Annotated in this window: 17 protein-coding genes; 1 reads left to right on the top strand and 16 read right to left on the bottom strand. The window is 51.4% G+C overall.

Translation table 11 applies throughout. The annotated features are described in order from the left end of the window. Positions 1-83: 83 nt before the first annotated feature. From PJDR2_RS05615 to PJDR2_RS05555, 15 genes are all read right to left on the bottom strand, one after another. On the bottom strand, positions 84-569 hold the full coding sequence (locus PJDR2_RS05615; protein ID WP_015842710.1) for a hypothetical protein: 486 nt from the start codon (positions 567-569) through the stop codon (positions 84-86). Between the two features lie 20 nt (positions 570-589). Beyond that, entirely contained in the window at positions 590-1,015 is a 426-nt protein-coding gene (locus PJDR2_RS05610) for a hypothetical protein (RefSeq protein WP_015842709.1), read from the bottom strand. Beyond that, positions 1,012-1,158 carry a hypothetical protein gene (locus tag PJDR2_RS33085; protein ID WP_015842708.1) on the bottom strand — a complete coding sequence of 49 codons (147 nt, stop codon included), beginning with the start codon at positions 1,156-1,158 and terminating at the stop codon, positions 1,012-1,014. Before PJDR2_RS33085 ends, PJDR2_RS05610 begins: the two co-directional genes overlap by 4 nt. A gap of 12 nt (positions 1,159-1,170) precedes the next feature. Then, positions 1,171-1,332: a hypothetical protein gene (locus tag PJDR2_RS33080; protein WP_015842707.1), complete on the bottom strand. Its 162-nt coding sequence runs from the start codon at positions 1,330-1,332 to the stop codon at positions 1,171-1,173. A gap of 52 nt (positions 1,333-1,384) precedes the next feature. After that, positions 1,385-2,251, bottom strand: coding sequence for a hypothetical protein (locus PJDR2_RS05605; RefSeq protein WP_015842706.1), 867 nt, complete (start codon positions 2,249-2,251; stop codon positions 1,385-1,387). A 19-nt stretch (positions 2,252-2,270) separates the two neighbouring features. Further along, a complete protein-coding gene (locus tag PJDR2_RS05600; protein ID WP_015842705.1) occupies positions 2,271-3,206 on the bottom strand; it encodes a type II secretion system F family protein in 936 nt (311 codons plus the stop codon). Further along, entirely contained in the window at positions 3,203-4,570 is a 1,368-nt protein-coding gene (locus PJDR2_RS05595) for an ATPase, T2SS/T4P/T4SS family (protein ID WP_015842704.1), read from the bottom strand. The genes PJDR2_RS05600 and PJDR2_RS05595 overlap by 4 nt, the downstream gene beginning before the upstream one ends. Beyond that, a complete protein-coding gene (locus PJDR2_RS33415) occupies positions 4,567-5,415 on the bottom strand; it encodes a hypothetical protein (protein WP_015842703.1) in 849 nt (282 codons plus the stop codon). Before PJDR2_RS33415 ends, PJDR2_RS05595 begins: the two co-directional genes overlap by 4 nt. Further along, a complete protein-coding gene (locus PJDR2_RS05585; RefSeq protein WP_015842702.1) occupies positions 5,412-6,125 on the bottom strand; it encodes an SAF domain-containing protein in 714 nt (237 codons plus the stop codon). Before PJDR2_RS05585 ends, PJDR2_RS33415 begins: the two co-directional genes overlap by 4 nt. Before the next feature lie 254 nt (positions 6,126-6,379). Continuing rightward, positions 6,380-6,730 carry a type II toxin-antitoxin system PemK/MazF family toxin gene (locus PJDR2_RS05580; RefSeq protein ID WP_015842701.1) on the bottom strand — a complete coding sequence of 117 codons (351 nt, stop codon included), beginning with the start codon at positions 6,728-6,730 and terminating at the stop codon, positions 6,380-6,382. 3 nt (positions 6,731-6,733) lie between these two features. Continuing rightward, a complete protein-coding gene (locus PJDR2_RS05575; RefSeq protein ID WP_041613299.1) occupies positions 6,734-7,015 on the bottom strand; it encodes a CopG family ribbon-helix-helix protein in 282 nt (93 codons plus the stop codon). A gap of 217 nt (positions 7,016-7,232) precedes the next feature. Then, positions 7,233-8,417, bottom strand: a complete 1,185-nt coding sequence (gene alr / locus PJDR2_RS05570; protein ID WP_015842699.1) for an alanine racemase — start codon at positions 8,415-8,417, stop codon at positions 7,233-7,235. A gap of 167 nt (positions 8,418-8,584) precedes the next feature. Further along, positions 8,585-9,814 carry a LolA family protein gene (locus PJDR2_RS05565; RefSeq protein ID WP_015842698.1) on the bottom strand — a complete coding sequence of 410 codons (1,230 nt, stop codon included), beginning with the start codon at positions 9,812-9,814 and terminating at the stop codon, positions 8,585-8,587. A 167-nt stretch (positions 9,815-9,981) separates the two neighbouring features. Further along, positions 9,982-12,432 carry an asparaginase domain-containing protein gene (locus PJDR2_RS33720; protein ID WP_015842697.1) on the bottom strand — a complete coding sequence of 817 codons (2,451 nt, stop codon included), beginning with the start codon at positions 12,430-12,432 and terminating at the stop codon, positions 9,982-9,984. 34 nt (positions 12,433-12,466) lie between these two features. Further along, complete coding sequence (locus PJDR2_RS05555; RefSeq protein WP_015842696.1) at positions 12,467-13,846, bottom strand: asparaginase; 1,380 nt, start codon at positions 13,844-13,846, stop codon at positions 12,467-12,469. A 366-nt stretch (positions 13,847-14,212) separates the two neighbouring features. Between PJDR2_RS05555 and PJDR2_RS05550 the strand changes: the two genes are divergently transcribed. Next, positions 14,213-14,953 (top strand): YqaA family protein, encoded by a 741-nt coding sequence (locus PJDR2_RS05550; protein WP_015842695.1) that lies wholly within the window; start codon positions 14,213-14,215, stop codon positions 14,951-14,953. A 120-nt stretch (positions 14,954-15,073) separates the two neighbouring features. Here PJDR2_RS05550 and pyk read toward each other — a convergent pair whose 3' ends face one another. After that, entirely contained in the window at positions 15,074-16,495 is a 1,422-nt protein-coding gene (gene pyk, locus PJDR2_RS05545) for a pyruvate kinase (protein ID WP_015842694.1), read from the bottom strand. Between the last annotated feature and the right edge of the window lie 133 nt (positions 16,496-16,628).

Raw genomic sequence — 16,628 nt, 5'->3', positions numbered from 1 at the left:
ATGGATCGTCAACTGGAAGCGAAAGGAATCGCTTCGTTCTAGCCCCCTTAAAATAATTTTCACTCAAATTGGCTTTGTAATGGCTACCTCACCGTCAGCTCCGATACGCCTTTAATATCCCATTCGATTGGACCAAGCAGCGTAAACGCACGCGGGTAAACGACATGGATAATAAGGACGACACCCGGCCTTTCGAGAGTTGCCTCGTAATCATATTGATCGTTCCTGTATGCATAAGGAAAAAGGCGATCATTATTTATGACTTCGAATACAAGCACATTCACCCGTTCACGGACAGGGGAGTTCGGCAGCGGATTCCCCAACTCGTCAAGCTGCAGGTTTGCCTGCAGATAAGCAGCCGCTGCCGATTCGGCAGCTTCCGGATCGATCCGCAGATCACCCTCGGCCATTGCTGCGGGATCCAGCTGCTGCGATGCCGCATGGGCAGCGCGGTTAAGCGCATGCTTGCCCTGATAGAGCAGCTTCATCGCCATTTCCTCATCCGTTTGCAAAAAATGCGCCGATACCCATACCGTCATCATCAATACGATCAACAACAGCTTATACATGGCATCTCCTTGTCCACGCCTTACGGCATGTACTCGCTCATCTTCATTCCGAACGTCCGCATGCGGCTGCCCTCCGCGATAGGCTCCAGTCCAATCAACCGGTCGATTTCGAACAGATTCTCATACGGATAGCTCATCTTCAGCATTATTCCGGTGCCCCTCGGAAGCGGAGAGGCGGGATCTGTCGCCGCAAGGCCGTTATCTGCCGTCACTTCAAACTGGACAAGCTCAGGACTCATCCCGAATGCGGCGAGCCGCTCCCGCGACTGCTCCATCATGACGGCATCGATATAACCGTAGCTTCCGCTGGCGCCAACCTCCAGCAAATAATCGGTCTCCTGCTGCATGACCGCTTGCCTCGCAATCAGAACATGCTTATAGATAGGCGAGAACATCATCCAACATACCATAGCGGCAAATAAGACAAATACCAATATATTCCTCATGGGCTCATCTGCCGGATATAGGCGCCGATAGCCGCTCCGGACCGTTCCACCTGCCGCTTCGTGCCGCCTTCACCTCCGGTAATTCCCGTATACAGCAAAATGACGGTCACCAGAAGCAGCATCGCTATTAGCAGACCTCTCATCGCTGCTCCCCCTTAGTTCGAACCGGTTGATAACATAGAACCGATCTTAGTGTTAGCCGAGCTGCCTTGTGTCTGAATCTGCTTGCTTGTTCCGGTTGTATCGTTAGCAATGATGTTGTTGAACAGGATAATGACGACAACAAGCAACATGACGGTCATCAGAATATTTCGCATCTTGATTCACCTCCTTCACAGCATTTCCCCCCGAGTTCGAGCTGTTGAGCGCTCAGCCCAAGGAGTCAAACAGCTTGCGTCCCTCCTGCACCCAGGGGTAAATAAAGATCTGGAAGGTGTATAGAATCGGGATCCCCGCAATGATAAACAGAAAGTACGAGGTTGACTCCTTCCGGCTTTCCTTGGCAAGCTCCAGCTTCTCCTTGTAATCCTGAATGCGCTCGCGGAGAAGCCTGTAATATTCCGGACTCTCGTGAAGCCGCAAGGAGTCAATCGTTTCCACAAAGCTCATGCCGTCTTCCGTGCCAATCCGGTGTTTGAACCGGCGAAGCGCCTGTTCCGCATCGTGATACCATTCGGCAAGCAGCCGTTCCAGGTCCCCGCGCAGCGTCCGAGTAAACGGGATGCAGCGGGTCAGCTTGGTATGGATATGAAGAGCCGACTCGGACAGGTACAACAACTGATTGCTCATCAGATAAATTTCCTTCGTAATCCTTTGCGCGCGAATTCTTCTGAAGGAGCGCAACCAAGGCAGATCCCAATATAAGAGCACAAACCCAACAAGCACGACCGTGTAACACAGCCATACCCCCCGCGCGATAGACAAGCCGCCGAAAAGGGCGGCAATGACCGGGAGCAGAAAAAGCAAGATTCTTCTTGCCGCCGAGTACCAGGCCGGGTCCGCGGTAACCCCGCAGCCTGCGAGAAGGGTTGCCCTTTCGATAAAAGCATCCTCCTCACGCGATAAACGGAGCAGCTTCAACCACTTGCCTGGCACTTCTTCCGTCCGCCAATTCAAGGCGTCCAGATGGAACCATCTCGGCTTCCTTCGGGGCATGGATTGAAGAATCATATAAGCGCCCAGGAAACCAAACAGAAACTCCCCGGCAGCAATAAGCAGGCGGATAATAAAGTCCATAATGCCCCAATTCTCCCTTCTACATCTTTTTGCGCGACAGCCAAAGTCCCATGAGGAAAGAAGCAAAAATAAGAACAATGGCGTTAAGCAGCATGTCTCTGCCCTGCGGATCGATCAGGTAGTAGTAATAGGAGTTCTCCCGGTTATAACGGACATTGATGCCGATATAAAATGCCAGGAACAGAACCGGCGTGAAGTTGGCAATCCGAATCTCCAGCAATTTATTACGCTCCTGCTCGTTCGCCCGCCGCGCCTTGCGCATATCTCCCAGCAGCTCCTTTAGGCTTTCTGCAATTGGCGATCCCTCGGCTAAGGCCACCCGCATAATATTGACGAAATAGTCACCCCACACATGGCCAAGCGCAGCCGAGAAAATGCGCAGGCTTGCCTCGTCATCACCGCGAACCGACAGGTTCCGGTACAGCTGTTCGAACACCGACTGCATGGGGCCAAGCAATCTCCGCTCTTCAACCGTGCGCTGCAAAGCCGTTCGAACCTGGCGGCCTCCCGTTACCAAATAGCATTGGTAGAACAGCTCGATAGCCGGCAAAAAATCCATCTGCAGCTGCATCTGTCTCTGGACAAGCATTGCCCTCAGGATCGTATAGGGCAGACAACCGACAACAAGTCCAAATAACAATGTTCCTTTGATACTCTGAAAAAAGAAACCGCCAACGGCAACACCGGCCAGCAAGAGCAGTATGGATCCGATGATGAGACCGGATGGCTTCAGCTTAAGCTGAAGCGTCTCAAGCAGCTCGGACAAGTGGCGGTATATCCGCTCGAATCTTTTCAATTTTTCGGTCAAACGGTAGCCCAGACGGTTCCTCGCTTGATACGTCAGCCTTTCCCTTCGCTCCTGACGTTCCGTCCAGACCAGCAGCCAACTGGACAAGGATATAAACCACAAGCTGAAGAGCAGAAGAGCCGCCGCTGCGATAGACAGTCTGATCAAGTCTGCCAGCCCCTCTCGGAAAGACGCGTCCTCGCTTTAGGCGAAGGCTTCTCGGGATATATCCACTGTTCGCTTGTCTCATCAAATCGAGCCCAATCCCGGACATTCACTTCGTTGTTCGCCCAGCTCAGCTCACCGATTCGGGCTATGACCCGCCTGCCGCCCAAATAACGCATCTCAATGCCCACTTGGGTAACGTATTCCGCAATCCTCTTCGTCAAACGTTCCGGATTCATGCCGCGTCCGTCCAGCATGCACATATCGGTGATCGCTTCCGGCACATCCTCCAGCGTATTGGCATGCACAGTGGTCATGCTTCCGGAATGTCCCCTCGTACATGCGCGCACATAAATATTGGCATCCATATCGCGGATCTCGGCATGCACGATACGCTGAGGGGATTGGCGGAGCGCCAGCTTGAACGCCTGCTCGGCACGGTGCTGCGGATCATCCTCGTCCGCTTCGTATTCAACCGTATTTTTCATGGGAAAATCCCGCCCGAGCATCATCTCGAACCGCCCTTCGATCGTGACGATCCGTTCTTCATCCGGCAGCTCGGCGATTAAAGCCTTCATAAGATGCGTCTTGCCCGAGTTGGTCGGGCCGATAATGACCAGATTAAACCGCGCCTCAAGCACATCCAGCAGCATATTCCTCATCGCCAAACTCAACGTATGGTAAGGTGCGGAGCATAACGCTTCCAGACTAAAGCTGCGTACCGTAAAAAAACGAATCGTAAGGGTTGGCTTGGACGTAAAGCCAAAGCCGGTCATCGTAACGCGCGAGCCGTCCCTCAGCATAACTTCCGCCCACCGCTTCCGCGGATTGATCCGGTCATTGTTGTACAGCACCAGATTCTGCTGAATCCGCTCCACGTCCCGCTCATGATCGAAGCGATAGGAAGACAGCATCGTTTGACCGTCTCTTACTTCATAAATCTGCGAGCCGACAACCTGAATTTCCTCGAGACCGTCCTTCCTCGCCAGCACAAGCTCAAGCACGTTAAGTCCGATCACCTCCGCAAACAAGGCTTCGGCAAGCGTCGCGTAGGGATGCTTGTATCCGTCCAATTGGTGAATGCGGAGGCGGATCAGCCTATCGGCTATAATCGCGAGCACCTGCTCCCTCTCCGACGCAAAGCCAAGCACGGCCCTGTTCAAGGTCTCGCTGTACTGCCGGCGTTCTTCCTCCGTCAACCCTCTCGGGGCTGCCAGATAAGACCTGATCTCCTCGGCCAGCCTTCCAAAATCCGCTCCGCGTCCTGCCGCTTCTCCTCTATCCAAAGGATCCGTGACCGCAGATTGATCCAGCCTCAGCCGTGCAGAATAATCCGACGGTGAAAAATTGCTTGTCCCCGAGCTCAAGAGCCTACTCCGTTGCGGTGGGCAAGCAGCTTGCGATACCAAGGTTGTACGGCAAGTGTTGGCGCTACCCTGCGTATATGATGGCGGTCCATCAACTGATCCGCGCCCTCCTGCATCGCAAGCTTGCCTGAAGGGTCCTCCTTCAGCCACTGCCCGTAATGACCGCTGTCCAGCTGCGCGTAGAATTGATGCCCAAACCGTAATTCTCCGAGTTTCGATGTGCCCATTTCTTTGCAAATGTCCTTCATGCGATATCCTCCTGTGCTCCATGGCGAGTAAATGACAACCGTATCGTATTGTTCCGTTGATAATCCAAACAGCGGCGATACTTGCGAAATCCAGCGTTTTCCGTCTTCCTGGAAGTGGGACAAAGCATCGGTAGTGACGATAATACGCGTATCCGCCTCACGCAGAGCGCATATCGTAGCCGCGTTATCCCAGTAAGCTCCTACATCAATAATAACCATTGCGAAAGTCTGCCCGGCGATCTGCAGCAAATGCTTCATCTCCTCCGGCGAATAAAACTCTGCCTGATCCCTCAGCATATTGCCGAACAATACATGCAGATTCGGCATTCCTCTAACGGGCTGCACCGCACGCTGCAGCTTGCCTGGCGTCAATGAACCGGATTTCAACTCCGGCCTCAGCTTGTCCAGCGTCACTGCCGGTTCGGCAATGCCCAAATACCGGTGAAGCTTTGCGCTCTTTAGATGAAGACATAAATAACCAATCTGCCTGCCGCTTGCTTCCGCCATCCGAAATGCCGCGGCAAATGCGGCCGAGGTGGTGCCAATATTCGGGGTAGTCCCAACAAAGGTGATTAAAGGTGCCGCTATCACGTTCACGTAGGATCCTCCCCCAGCTGCATCGATTCCGGACTGTAGGCGATAACCAGCTTATGAAGACCGTCCTTGCAATAACCGTCGATCTGCAGCCACTCCGATTCTGTCAGATTCAAGTTAATGTATTCGATCATGCCATTTGCATCTCGCCGGGAAGCATACATTCGTTCCTTATCCCCTTCTGCCAGCGACAGCAGATTAGGATCCTTCATATTATCAATTTCCACGTTGCTTGAGGATTTCACCGACGCGACCGTCACAAGCGAATCAAATATCCGCCTGGAGGGCTCATTCTCGCCGGACAAATAGACAGTTACCTTATCGCCGGCGCGAATGCCGTTAGAGATGGAGCGGACATAGTCGCGCGGAATTTGAAAGGTCGACTCCAAGCCTGTCGGCAGCAGATGGTACTTATCGATTTTCCAGCCCAGAATCGGTTCGTTTGTCCCTAGCGGAATAACGGTCTCCATGCCTACTGCCTGCTTGGCGTCAACCAGCATCTCATGCTCGTAACCTTCTCGGGGAATACGTTTGTATGCGATATCCGCTTCCGTTAACCGCCTGCCTGCTTCAACAAACTGCTTGGCCACAATAACCTCCACCGTTTCCCCGCGGGTAACCTGCAGCTTCTGCAGCTGGAACAAGCCATACACCAGAACCCCCGACAGCAAAGCTGCGAGCAATCCAATGCCTGCATTTCTCCTTCTGTTCATCGACTCTCCCCTCTCTAGTCCGCCCGGCGACAAAAAAAAGAACGCAGCAGTAGCCTTAATAAGGCTGATCTGCTAGCGTTCTTCGCTAAGCCGTGCACGTATATGTAATTTAACAACCAATTGACCATATAATAGCAAAATTATTAAATAGTTGTCTATAGATTTTTTCAAATTATCCATAAATTCGCTATTATGCGACGATTCATGCAAAAAAACAAGGACAGCACATGGCTATCCTTGTTCAATCCCTGCTTTTAAAAATCGATTAATCCAACGCTGATCAGCAGAGCATCGTCCACTTTACGCATCGTTTCATCGTCCAGGTGGGTGATCTTGTCGGTTAAACGCTGCTTGTCAATCGTCCTAATCTGCTCAAGCAGCACGACGGAGTCTCTGTCGAAGCCGTGAGCCGCCGCTTCCATTTCAACGTGCGTAGGCAATTTGGCTTTCTGGATTTGCGCCGTAATGGCCGCGACGATAACCGTCGGACTGAAGCGGTTGCCGATATCATTCTGAATAACTAATACGGGTCTTACTCCGCCCTGTTCCGATCCGACGACTGGTGACAAATCCGCAAAAAACACATCTCCGCGTTTTACGATCAACCTCTACACCCCGCTTACGAGACGGCCTAACGTATGATCGGCTTCTTCCTCCGCTTGAAAAGCTTCGGAGGCCATGTTCAAGTTGATCTTCGCCATTTCCAGATACCCACGCTGCATGGACTCACGGATCTGCCGTTTTTTTCGTTCCACAAGATACAGCTTCATGGCCTGCCGAATAAACTCGCTGCGGTTGGAATTTTCCTTGGCGACGATGCCGTCGACCTCCTCCAGCAATTGATCCGGCAAGCTGATCATGATCCTCTTGGTGTTCTGCATATTGGCCACCGAACTAGCACCCCCAAAACTTTTCCAAAACCATTAATATTCATTATTACAATAATTCGCTGTCACTATACTTTAACATAGCTATGTTATGCGTATATCAAATATGCTGCATGATTTTACTGCATCTCCGAGCATATCCAAATTTGCTTTAACTAATTCGCGATCGACAACGGAAATCCTCTATTTTTCGCGAAAAGTTGCTATTAGCAAATAATTCCTAACCTAAAACGAGCGGATTCGATACCGCCGCCACCTGTCCGTCTCTTACATAGACGCGAGGTACGCGGGCTGCAAGCATGCAGGTTACTTCGTAGTTGATCGTTCCAAGCTGCAAAGCAAGCTCCTCCGCCGATATCTCTTCCCCGCCTTGCCTTCCGATCAGCACAACTTCTTCGCCCGGCTCTACAGCTGCATCCGCTGACGCGGGATCCAAAGCAATCATGCACTGATCCATGCAGATTGTTCCCCGCACAGGTACCTTAACTCCCCGTACAAGCACATGGGCTTTACCGCTCAGCATCCGGCTGAATCCGTCGGCATATCCGATAGGCAGCGTGCCAATGCATTCTTCCTGCTTGGTCACATACCGGGTACCGTAACTGATTCCCCAGCCTGGAGGCGTCTTCTTCACCATGACAACTTCCGACTTAAGCGAAAGCACCGGTTCAAGCTTGATTCTCTCGCGGCTTACTTCATCCGAAGGATAAAGACCGTACATGCTGATACCCAGGCGGACCATGTCGCCTCCATATTCCGGCGTATCAATGCCTGCCGCGCTGTTGGCTGCATGAAGGATGCGGATTGGCAGTTTATTGCTGCGCACATACTCCGCAACAGCATGAAAACGCTCATATTGCTGGCGGGTATAGCTTTTGTCCGTCTCGTCCGCTTTTGCGTAATGAGTGAACATGCCCTCGATCTCCAGCTGCGGAACATCAAGCGCTTTGCGGATAAAAGCGATCGCTTCATCTTTGCCGATAATCCCGAGACGTCCCATTCCGGAATCAATTTTAATATGAGCTTTAAGCTTCTTGCCATCGGCTTGAGCCGGAAGAGCTGCCGCCGCCTCCAAAATATCCTCGCGGAAAAGCGCGATGGTTATATCTTTGTCGCGTGCGATAGCGAGCGCATCCGCCGGAACAAATCCAAGCACGAGAATCGGGGTAGCAATCCCGGCATGACGAAGCTGGAGCGCTTCATCCAGAAAGGCTACGCCCAAATAATCAACGCCGAACCGCTCTGCTTCGCGGGCAATTTCCACTGCGCCATGCCCGTACGCGTTCGCTTTGACCGAAGCCATCAGCAATCGCCCTTCAGGCATAGCGCCGCGGAACGCATGCAGGTTACGGTTCAGCGCATCAAGCGAAATTTCTACCCTTGTCGGGCGGTAATACGATTCCAAGTCGGTTCACCTTCTCCTCATTCGGCAGCCCCGAGCAATCCCGAGCAACTGTAAACATCAATAGGATTAATGTTATACGTTGTCGCTTGGGCTGTCAATGAAATGGCGGCCTTAATCGGATAGCACGTCTTGGAAAAAATTTTCCTCGGCTTTGCTTTTGATGCGTTTTATTTAGTCGAATCCACTTGAACGGATTGGGCAATTCGGATCATTTCCGTCTCAGGAAGCGTACTGCTTGTCAAACGAAGCTCAGTGCCGTCCACGATCCATGTGAGCGTCTTCTGATCGTCTCCGCCGGTCAATTCGCCAATCGTAAATCCGAGATCAAGGAAGCTTCCGCCCGAATACGTAGCCGCCATGTCTTTAGGCTGAGTCTGGATCAGCGAGAAGTCGTAAGTACCCGTATAGCGGGATACAACGCCAGGCAAGCCGCCAAATACGATATCCATGCTATCCTTCATAACAACGCCTTCCGGAAGGTCTGTCGGCACCATAACTTGGAGATTGGTTGCCGCATCCGCCTGCGGATTGGCTGCCGTGTCGTCAGCATCCTCTTCATCTTCCGCCGCCGCGTTTTTGTCGTCATCTTTTGTTGCTTTATCATCCGTCTTGCCATCAGCCTTGCTGTCGTCTTTCGAGTCCGTGGATTTATCCGGCGTTACGGCATCCTTGCTGTCTTCGGAAGTGCCGTTTGCGCTGCCATTCATATCCGTTTGATCCGGATCCGCAAGTGTCGGCTGCTCGCTGGTGCCGCTGCTCGAAGGCGAAGACTTCATGTTTGCTTCGGTCTCAAACGTTGTTTTATCAAAGCTTGGACCAAATTCGAAGCTCGTAAAGTCTACTTGCACCATGACAGAAGCATTTGCATCGCTGACTTGAACCTGGACCGGCTTGTAATCCGATTTGTTCAGCCAAATTTTTTGTCTGGCGAGCGTGCCGTTATTATAGTTAGCCATGACATCAAAGACGTAGGATTTATCGTCAACCGCGAACTGGCGCGAGTTGTCTGTCAGAATGCTTTGAATAAGCGTCTGATAGAGATATACCTGCCCTTGATTTTGCGGCCAGTCGCTTTGGAAGCGGAACACTTTGTTCAGGCGCGGCGTAAGAACAAACACGCCGTCATCGTTGCGCAGAACAATTTGTGTAATATCCTTCTCTGCATTCGTTAATTTAATGCGGTAATAATGGGGCTTCTGGTAAGAAACTTCTACGTTGTAAGTCAGTTCCTGCTGGCCCGTATGAAGTTTCATTGTGCCTGTCCCTTGGTAGCTCTCCATGTTGTTCACAACCTTGTCGAGCTCCTTGACAACGGACTCGGCGTCCTTCTTCCCGCATGCGCTAAGTACGAGTGAAAACACTAACAAGATTGCCGCTGCCCATGTCATGCGACGCATTACAATCATCCCCTCTTCACAATGTTTTTCCCACTGGTAACATGTCTATGAGGGGACTTGGCCAATTATGCGGACTAGTTTGACAAGCTGGAGCTTGTATTAGTAATAATTTGAAAAAGCTGCTCCGCAAGGCCGTGTGAACCCTGCAGAGCAGCTTTTATCGCATCTTATTTGGTATCGAGCAGCTTCATGATAACCGTAATGGCTTCCGCTCTGGTTGCCGTTCCCGCAGGAACGAAACGATTGTTCAGACGGCCCTGGATAATGCCTTTGTCCGCCACCGCTTTCACCGCGCCTCTTGCCCATGCTGGGATATCAGCATTGTCGGAGAAGCTCGTCACGGCCTCTTCCGCTATTGTCAGCTTGAGAGCCTTCGCGATCATCACGACCATCTCGGCGCGGCTGATCTTATTTCCCGGCTTAAACGTTCCATCCGGATAACCGCCCGTAATTCCTGCGCTGACCGCTTGCGCAACGGCAGCCTTCGCCCATGCGCCGATTGAAGCATGATCCTTGAAGGTCAAGTCCGCTCCCGGCTCAGCAGGTTTAAGCGCGCGCATCAGCATCGCGATAAACTCTTCGCGGGTTACGGTAAGCTCCGGCTTGAAGGTACCGTCGTTGTAGCCGTTCACGATACCGGCTGATACCGCGCTCCGGATTGAAGCTGCCGCCCAGTGTCCGGCAATGTCGGAGAAGTCAGGTGCAGCAGGTCCGGCATCCACCGCAAATACGGCAAACTTCGTGAAATGGTCGGTTGCTACGGAGATCGTGCTGCCGTTAACCGTTCCGCCCATCTCAATCCATTGCTTCTTAGCCTCATCATAATAGAAGACTGACGGCTTTTTGCCTTCCTTGACCAGCGAGGCGTCAAATTTGAAGGTCAGCGTTACAGGGACAAGGAAGTTACCCGCTTTATTTTTGACTACTTCAAATATCGAAGACAGCAATACATCATCCGCATCGATAAGTCCGCCCGCCTGCGTCAGCTTTTGAATGGTGATGATAAGCTGTTCCTTGGCTGCCCCGCTTGGCACCTTCACCGTAAGGCTGTTGTCGAAGACACTCAGCTCGCCGGATCCGCCGGACGGAACAGTAAGTTCGTTGCTGCTTGGAGGAGTGACTGTCCCTCCACCGCCTGATCCGGAGCCAGTTGAGCCCGTCTTAAATGTAGCGGCCAGGCCAACGCTCTCATTTCCTTTATCGTCAAAGGCTTTGACCGTAAAGGAATAAGACGTATTGGAACCAAGACCCTTTGCGGTATACGTTCTTACGGAGGAAGCAACCTTGGCAAGAGGCGTCTCCTCTGTTCCTTTATAGATCGCATAACCCGCTACGCGGGTCAAATCCGTTGCTTGCGGCCAGCCTAAAGCAATGCTGTCCGTCGTCTGCGCATCCGAGGTAAGCGCCGCATTTGCCGGCCATACCGGCGGAGCCGCATCGTCCATCACGATATCCTGCGCCCCAACCGTCTCAAACCAATCTTTTATCGTATTAAAATCGTTTGAAAAGGCCAGCGACAGTAGAAGCATCATGCGAGCATGCTGCGGGTTCAGGTTATCCCCGGCAATAATTCCGTTGCTGCTGCCGCTCATCGTGCCCGAGCCTGTCCGGGTTGTCGTAACAAAGATAACGCCTTTCTGAATCGCCGCGCTGCGCGCCTGGCTCATCTTCGAGGAAATGCCTCCCGCTCCCGTTCCGGCAGTAACAATCCCTTTGGCGCCGTCTTCTACTAAGGCGCGAATCGCTCCGCCACCCGCTTCCTGATAGCTGTAGGCTATCTCGACAAGCGGCAGATCATCCTTCGAAATCGTCCGAAGATCAAACGGGGTAGACCATTCCGGCGTTCCCGCTTTCAAAGCCCGGGCATTCAGCCGGTACATCCGAACGGCAGGATCATCGACATATCCAAGCGCTCCAAACATCGGAGTATCAAAGGTATCGAGGCGATGGGCATTCGACTTGGTTACTTCGCGCGCTGCCTGAATGACATCGTTCAGCATAATAACCGTGCCGTACCATTTGGTCTTGTTGCTTGCCGCCACCTTAATTGCCTGATACAGGTTTGCCGGGCCGTCCGTTCCGATAACATCCCATGGCCGCATAGCTCCGGTCACTACAACCGGTTTCTCGCTGCGCACGGTCAAATCAAGGAAATAAGCGATCTCCTCCATCGTATCCGTACCCGTTGTAACCACAACGCCATCGTAAACTTCAAGAGCTTGGTCGACGGCCAGGGACAGATCGTAGAGATCCTTCATCGAATAGCCGCCCGAACCTTTATTGCCGAATTGGAAAGTCGAGACGTCGGCATTTTTATGCGTGGGAAGCTGAGCGACCATATCCGCCATTTTGTACGTGCCGGCCGCATAGTTCTGGAAGTTTGTTTTATCGCCGCGAGATGCCGCACCGGCAATTGTACCTCCGGTTGCAACGACCATAATATTGGGCAGCGATGAAGCTATCGACTCCGCCGATAAGGCGGGTATATCAAAAGTAGGAAGCTGTGGAGCTGCTTCTTCCGCCGCTCGCGCATACCCCATAAAGCCGGAAAGAAGCGCTAGGATCAGCAGGGGAGAGAGAAATCTCCGCAGCATTCGATTATTGCTGATGACAGTCATATCCGGTTACCCTCCCTTCGTGTACGGTTCCTGTTTATTTCACGCCAACAGGCTCTTCTACTGCAGGTACGGATTCTACCGGCTCCGTCTCTACCGGTTCGGCAGACGGTTCAGCCGAAGGTTCAACGGAAGGCTCTTCCGATGCCGGTACCTCTACAACCGGCTCTTCCACTAACGCTTCTTCTTCAATTGAAGTTTTCAAGACCGTATTCTCGTCTACCGAAATTTCAACATCTCCCGTACCAAACGATTGGAACCAGGAATGGATAGTCGGCAAGTCGCTTGTGAATGCCAACGAAAGCAGAAGCAGCATACGGGCATGCGCCGCATTCAGGTTATCCCCGCCAATCGTTGCGCTTGTTCCGCTGTCATACATCGTACCGGAGCCTGTCCGGGTTGTCGTAACAAATACTACGCCTTTTTGAATCGCTGCCGAACGCGCCTGACTCATCTTCGAAGAGATGCCGCCAGCGCCGGTTCCCGCCGTTACAATCCCTTTCGCGCCGTCTTCAACAAATCCGCGGATTGCGCCGCCGCCTGCCTCTTGATAGCTATAAGCAATTTCGACAACTGGAAGGCTGTCCTTGGAGATCGTTTTCAGATCAAACGGGGTTGCCCATCCGTCCGTGCCGGCTTTGATCGCTCTTGCAGGCGCACGGTAAATCCGCACAGCCGGATCATCTACATAGCCAAGTGCGCCAAACATCGGGGCATCAAACGTATCCAGACGATGCGCGTTTGTCTTCGTTACTTCACGCGCCGCATAGATCACGTCGTTAAGCATCAGTACCGTACCAAACCATTTTGTTTTATTGCTGCTTGCCACCTTGATGGCCTGGTACAGGTTAGCCGGAGCATCCGTTCCGATCACGTCCCAAGGTCTCATCGCTCCCGTAACGACTACGGGCTTTTCGCTGCGGACCGTCAGGTCAAGAAAATAAGCAATTTCCTCCATCGTATCGGTCCCCGTCGTTACAACTACGCTGTCGTAGTCCGCAAGCGCGGTATCCACCGCCAGGGAGAGATCATATAGATCTTTTATCGAATAACTGCCTGAGCCTTTATTGCCGAACTGGAAAGTAGATACGTCGGCGGTTTTATGTACCGGCAGCTGCGAGACCATGTCCGCCATCGTATAAGTACCTGCCGCATAGTTCTGGAAATTTGTTTTGTCGCCGTTTCTTGCCGCTCCCGCGATCGTACCCCCGGTAGCAATAACAAGAACATTCGGCTTTTCCGAAGCTTCGAATTCTGCCGAGACAGGCGGAATGTTGAACGTTGGAAGCTGCACAGGTTCGGCAGCGTTCGCCAAGTTTCTCGAAACAACGATCCCGACCGTCCCAGCCGCCATGGAAAGCAGCACAAGCAGTACAATAAACCTCTTACCCAACACACCTCTTACAACGTTTGTCATGATTTGTCTTCCTCCCTATTCTATCTATTTACTTCGAACATCTACAAGTCTATTTTATGTCACATATATTAACAAATATCATTTTGAGCCAGTTAAGCGTTAACATCAGTATTTATCTAAGTTTTTCTTCATTTTTCCTGTTTACTTGAGAAATTTTAGTAGATTATACTGTTATATAAACTAACATACAAGTAACATAATTGAACATGGAAGTATCGAGACAGAATAACGGGGTAGGAAAAGCCGTCGAAAAAAGGAACTTACTTATATTTCTTTCGTGACCAGAAAAAAAAGTGAAACCTAAGTCCTAAACTATCGTATAATTAACTACGGCTTTCCATGCGTAGAGAGGTGTGTGCCATTTTCATGCTCCAAGACATTGTAGACTTCCTAATGAAATTTGGCCCCTGGGGTTTGTTCGTTCATTCTATGATTGATGCAATCATCTTTCCAATACCGGCTTTATTCCTCCAGGTTCCATTAAGCCTAGTAAATCCGCATGACGCGTTTATGCTGGCTACCGTAGGATATATCGGTTGTTTGATAGGCACCCCTATCGGCTATTTCATCGGCAAATTATTAGGCAATTCCATCCTGTACAAAATCCTTAAGAAGGAATGGGTCGAATCTGCCACCAACATGTTCCAGAAAAATGGAGACACCGCTGTACTGATCGGTTCTTTCACTCCCATTCCATTCAAGGTTTTCACGATTTTATCAGGCGCTCTGAACTTTCCTTTATGGCGCCTTATTATGTACGCGGCTGTAGGCAGAGCGGCAAAGTTTTATCTAGTTGGCGGTCTTATTTACTTCTATGGCCAAGCGGCCGAAAAGATGGTTCATAACGCATCGTATTATTTGTTCGCTATTGCCGTCCCGTTGATTGTCTTGTTCCTGTTCTTCCGGAGAAGGCATCGCAAAAAGAAAGCTGCCCAAGCAGCGGCGGCTGCTGAAGCGGCTGCGGCTAGCGCCGGAGCAGAACCGGTTCAGGAGCATCCGGCAGTTGCATCAGCCTCAGCAGAGCAATCAGAAGAAATTTCAAGCGAGACCCGCGAGACTGCCAGCGAACCTCCCATTCCCTCCACAACTCCCGTAAGCAACACCTAAACGGACATACAATAAGCCCCTTCCCGGCTTGGGAAGGGGTTTATTTAGTCGCAAAAACGCCCCTCGGAATCATCTCGTTCAGATGATCCAAGGGGCGTTCTTCGCCATTTTTTATCGCTTTTATAGGCCGTATTGCGCGATCTTCACAAGATTGGTAGCGCCGGCTTTGCCTGTTGGCGTACCCGCTGTAATAACAACGTAGTCGCCTTTCTCCAGGAGACCCGTGCTGCCGCCGTTTGTTAATGCCGATTCAAAAATATCGTCCGTCGAGTTAGGTCGGCCACCTTTCACCGGGATAACTCCCCACATAACAGCCAGGCGAGGCAGAACCTTCTCATCCGAAGCAACCGCGATAATTGGCGATTTTGGACGGTATTTCGATACCATACGGGCTGTGAACCCACTCTCCGTTGGCGTTACGATAGCTTTTGCGTTCAGCTCCAAAGACGAGCTTACAACCGCTTGGCTAATTACTTCCGTAATCGTTGTTGGTTGAGCGCCTCTGCGCTGTTGGAACTCATCGAAGTAATCCATCATGGACTCCGCCTTCACCGCAATGGAAGCCATCATGCTGACCGATTCTACCGGATATTTGCCGGCAGCCGTCTCGCCCGAAAGCATAATCGCATCCGTGCCTTGAAGGACGGCGTTCGCAACGTCGCTTACTTCCGCGCGGGATGGGCGAGGGTTAACCTGCATCGAATCAAGCATTTGCGTCGCAACAATGACTACTTTACCCGCTGTGTTACATTTCGAGATCATTTCGCGCTGAATCATCGGTACGTCCCAAGCCGGTACTTCTACGCCAAGGTCGCCGCGGGCAACCATGATGCCGTCCGAAGCTTCGATGATCGAATCGAGGTTATTAACGCCTTCTTCATTCTCGATCTTCGAGATGATTTGGATATGCCCTGCGCCGCCGTCATGAAGAAGCTCGCGGATTTGCAAAATATCTTCCGCTCTTCTCACAAAGGAAGGAGCGATAATATCAATTTGCTGTTCGATGCCGAACTGGATATGGCGGATATCGCGTTCCGTTACGCCAGGAAGCGTTGTGCGGATACCCGGCAGGTTGACGCCTTTTCTCGCTTTAATTACGCCGCCATTCAGAATGACGCACTCGATTTCCGTTCCGTTAACCGATACAACTTCCATTTCGATAAGGCCATCGTCGAGCAAAATTTTATTGCCAGGGTTCACGACCAGAGGCAGCTCCGCATAGTTCACGTGAATGCGCTCGCCGTTACCGATAATCTCTTCCGTAGTCAGCGTCAGCTTCTCTCCAACCTTCAGCAGGTAAGAAGCTTCCTCCAGCTTGCCGATCCGCACTTCCGGACCTTTAATATCAAGCAAAATCGCAACAATACTGTTCGTAGCCGCAGCAGCTTCGCGAATACGCGCAATACGTGCCGCATGATCCTCCAGCTCTCCGTGTGCCATATTCAAACGGGCAACGTTCATCCCCGCATTAATCATGTCAATTAATACTTCCGTCGATTCGCATGCCGGTCCCATGGTGCAAACAATTTTTGTCTTGCGCATAATGTCGCTGATTCCTCCTGGTTGTACAAATCTGTATTTGTGGTAAACAAGAATAATCTTATTGTAGCTCGTTTCTTCCCAATCGACTATGAAATATAGTACTCTTATAGAAATATAGTACTCTCAAGAATTG

Source organism: Paenibacillus sp. JDR-2 (assembly GCF_000023585.1).
Taxonomy (GTDB): Bacteria; Bacillota; Bacilli; order Paenibacillales; family Paenibacillaceae; genus Pristimantibacillus.
This window is presented reverse-complemented; position numbering and strand designations above follow the sequence as displayed.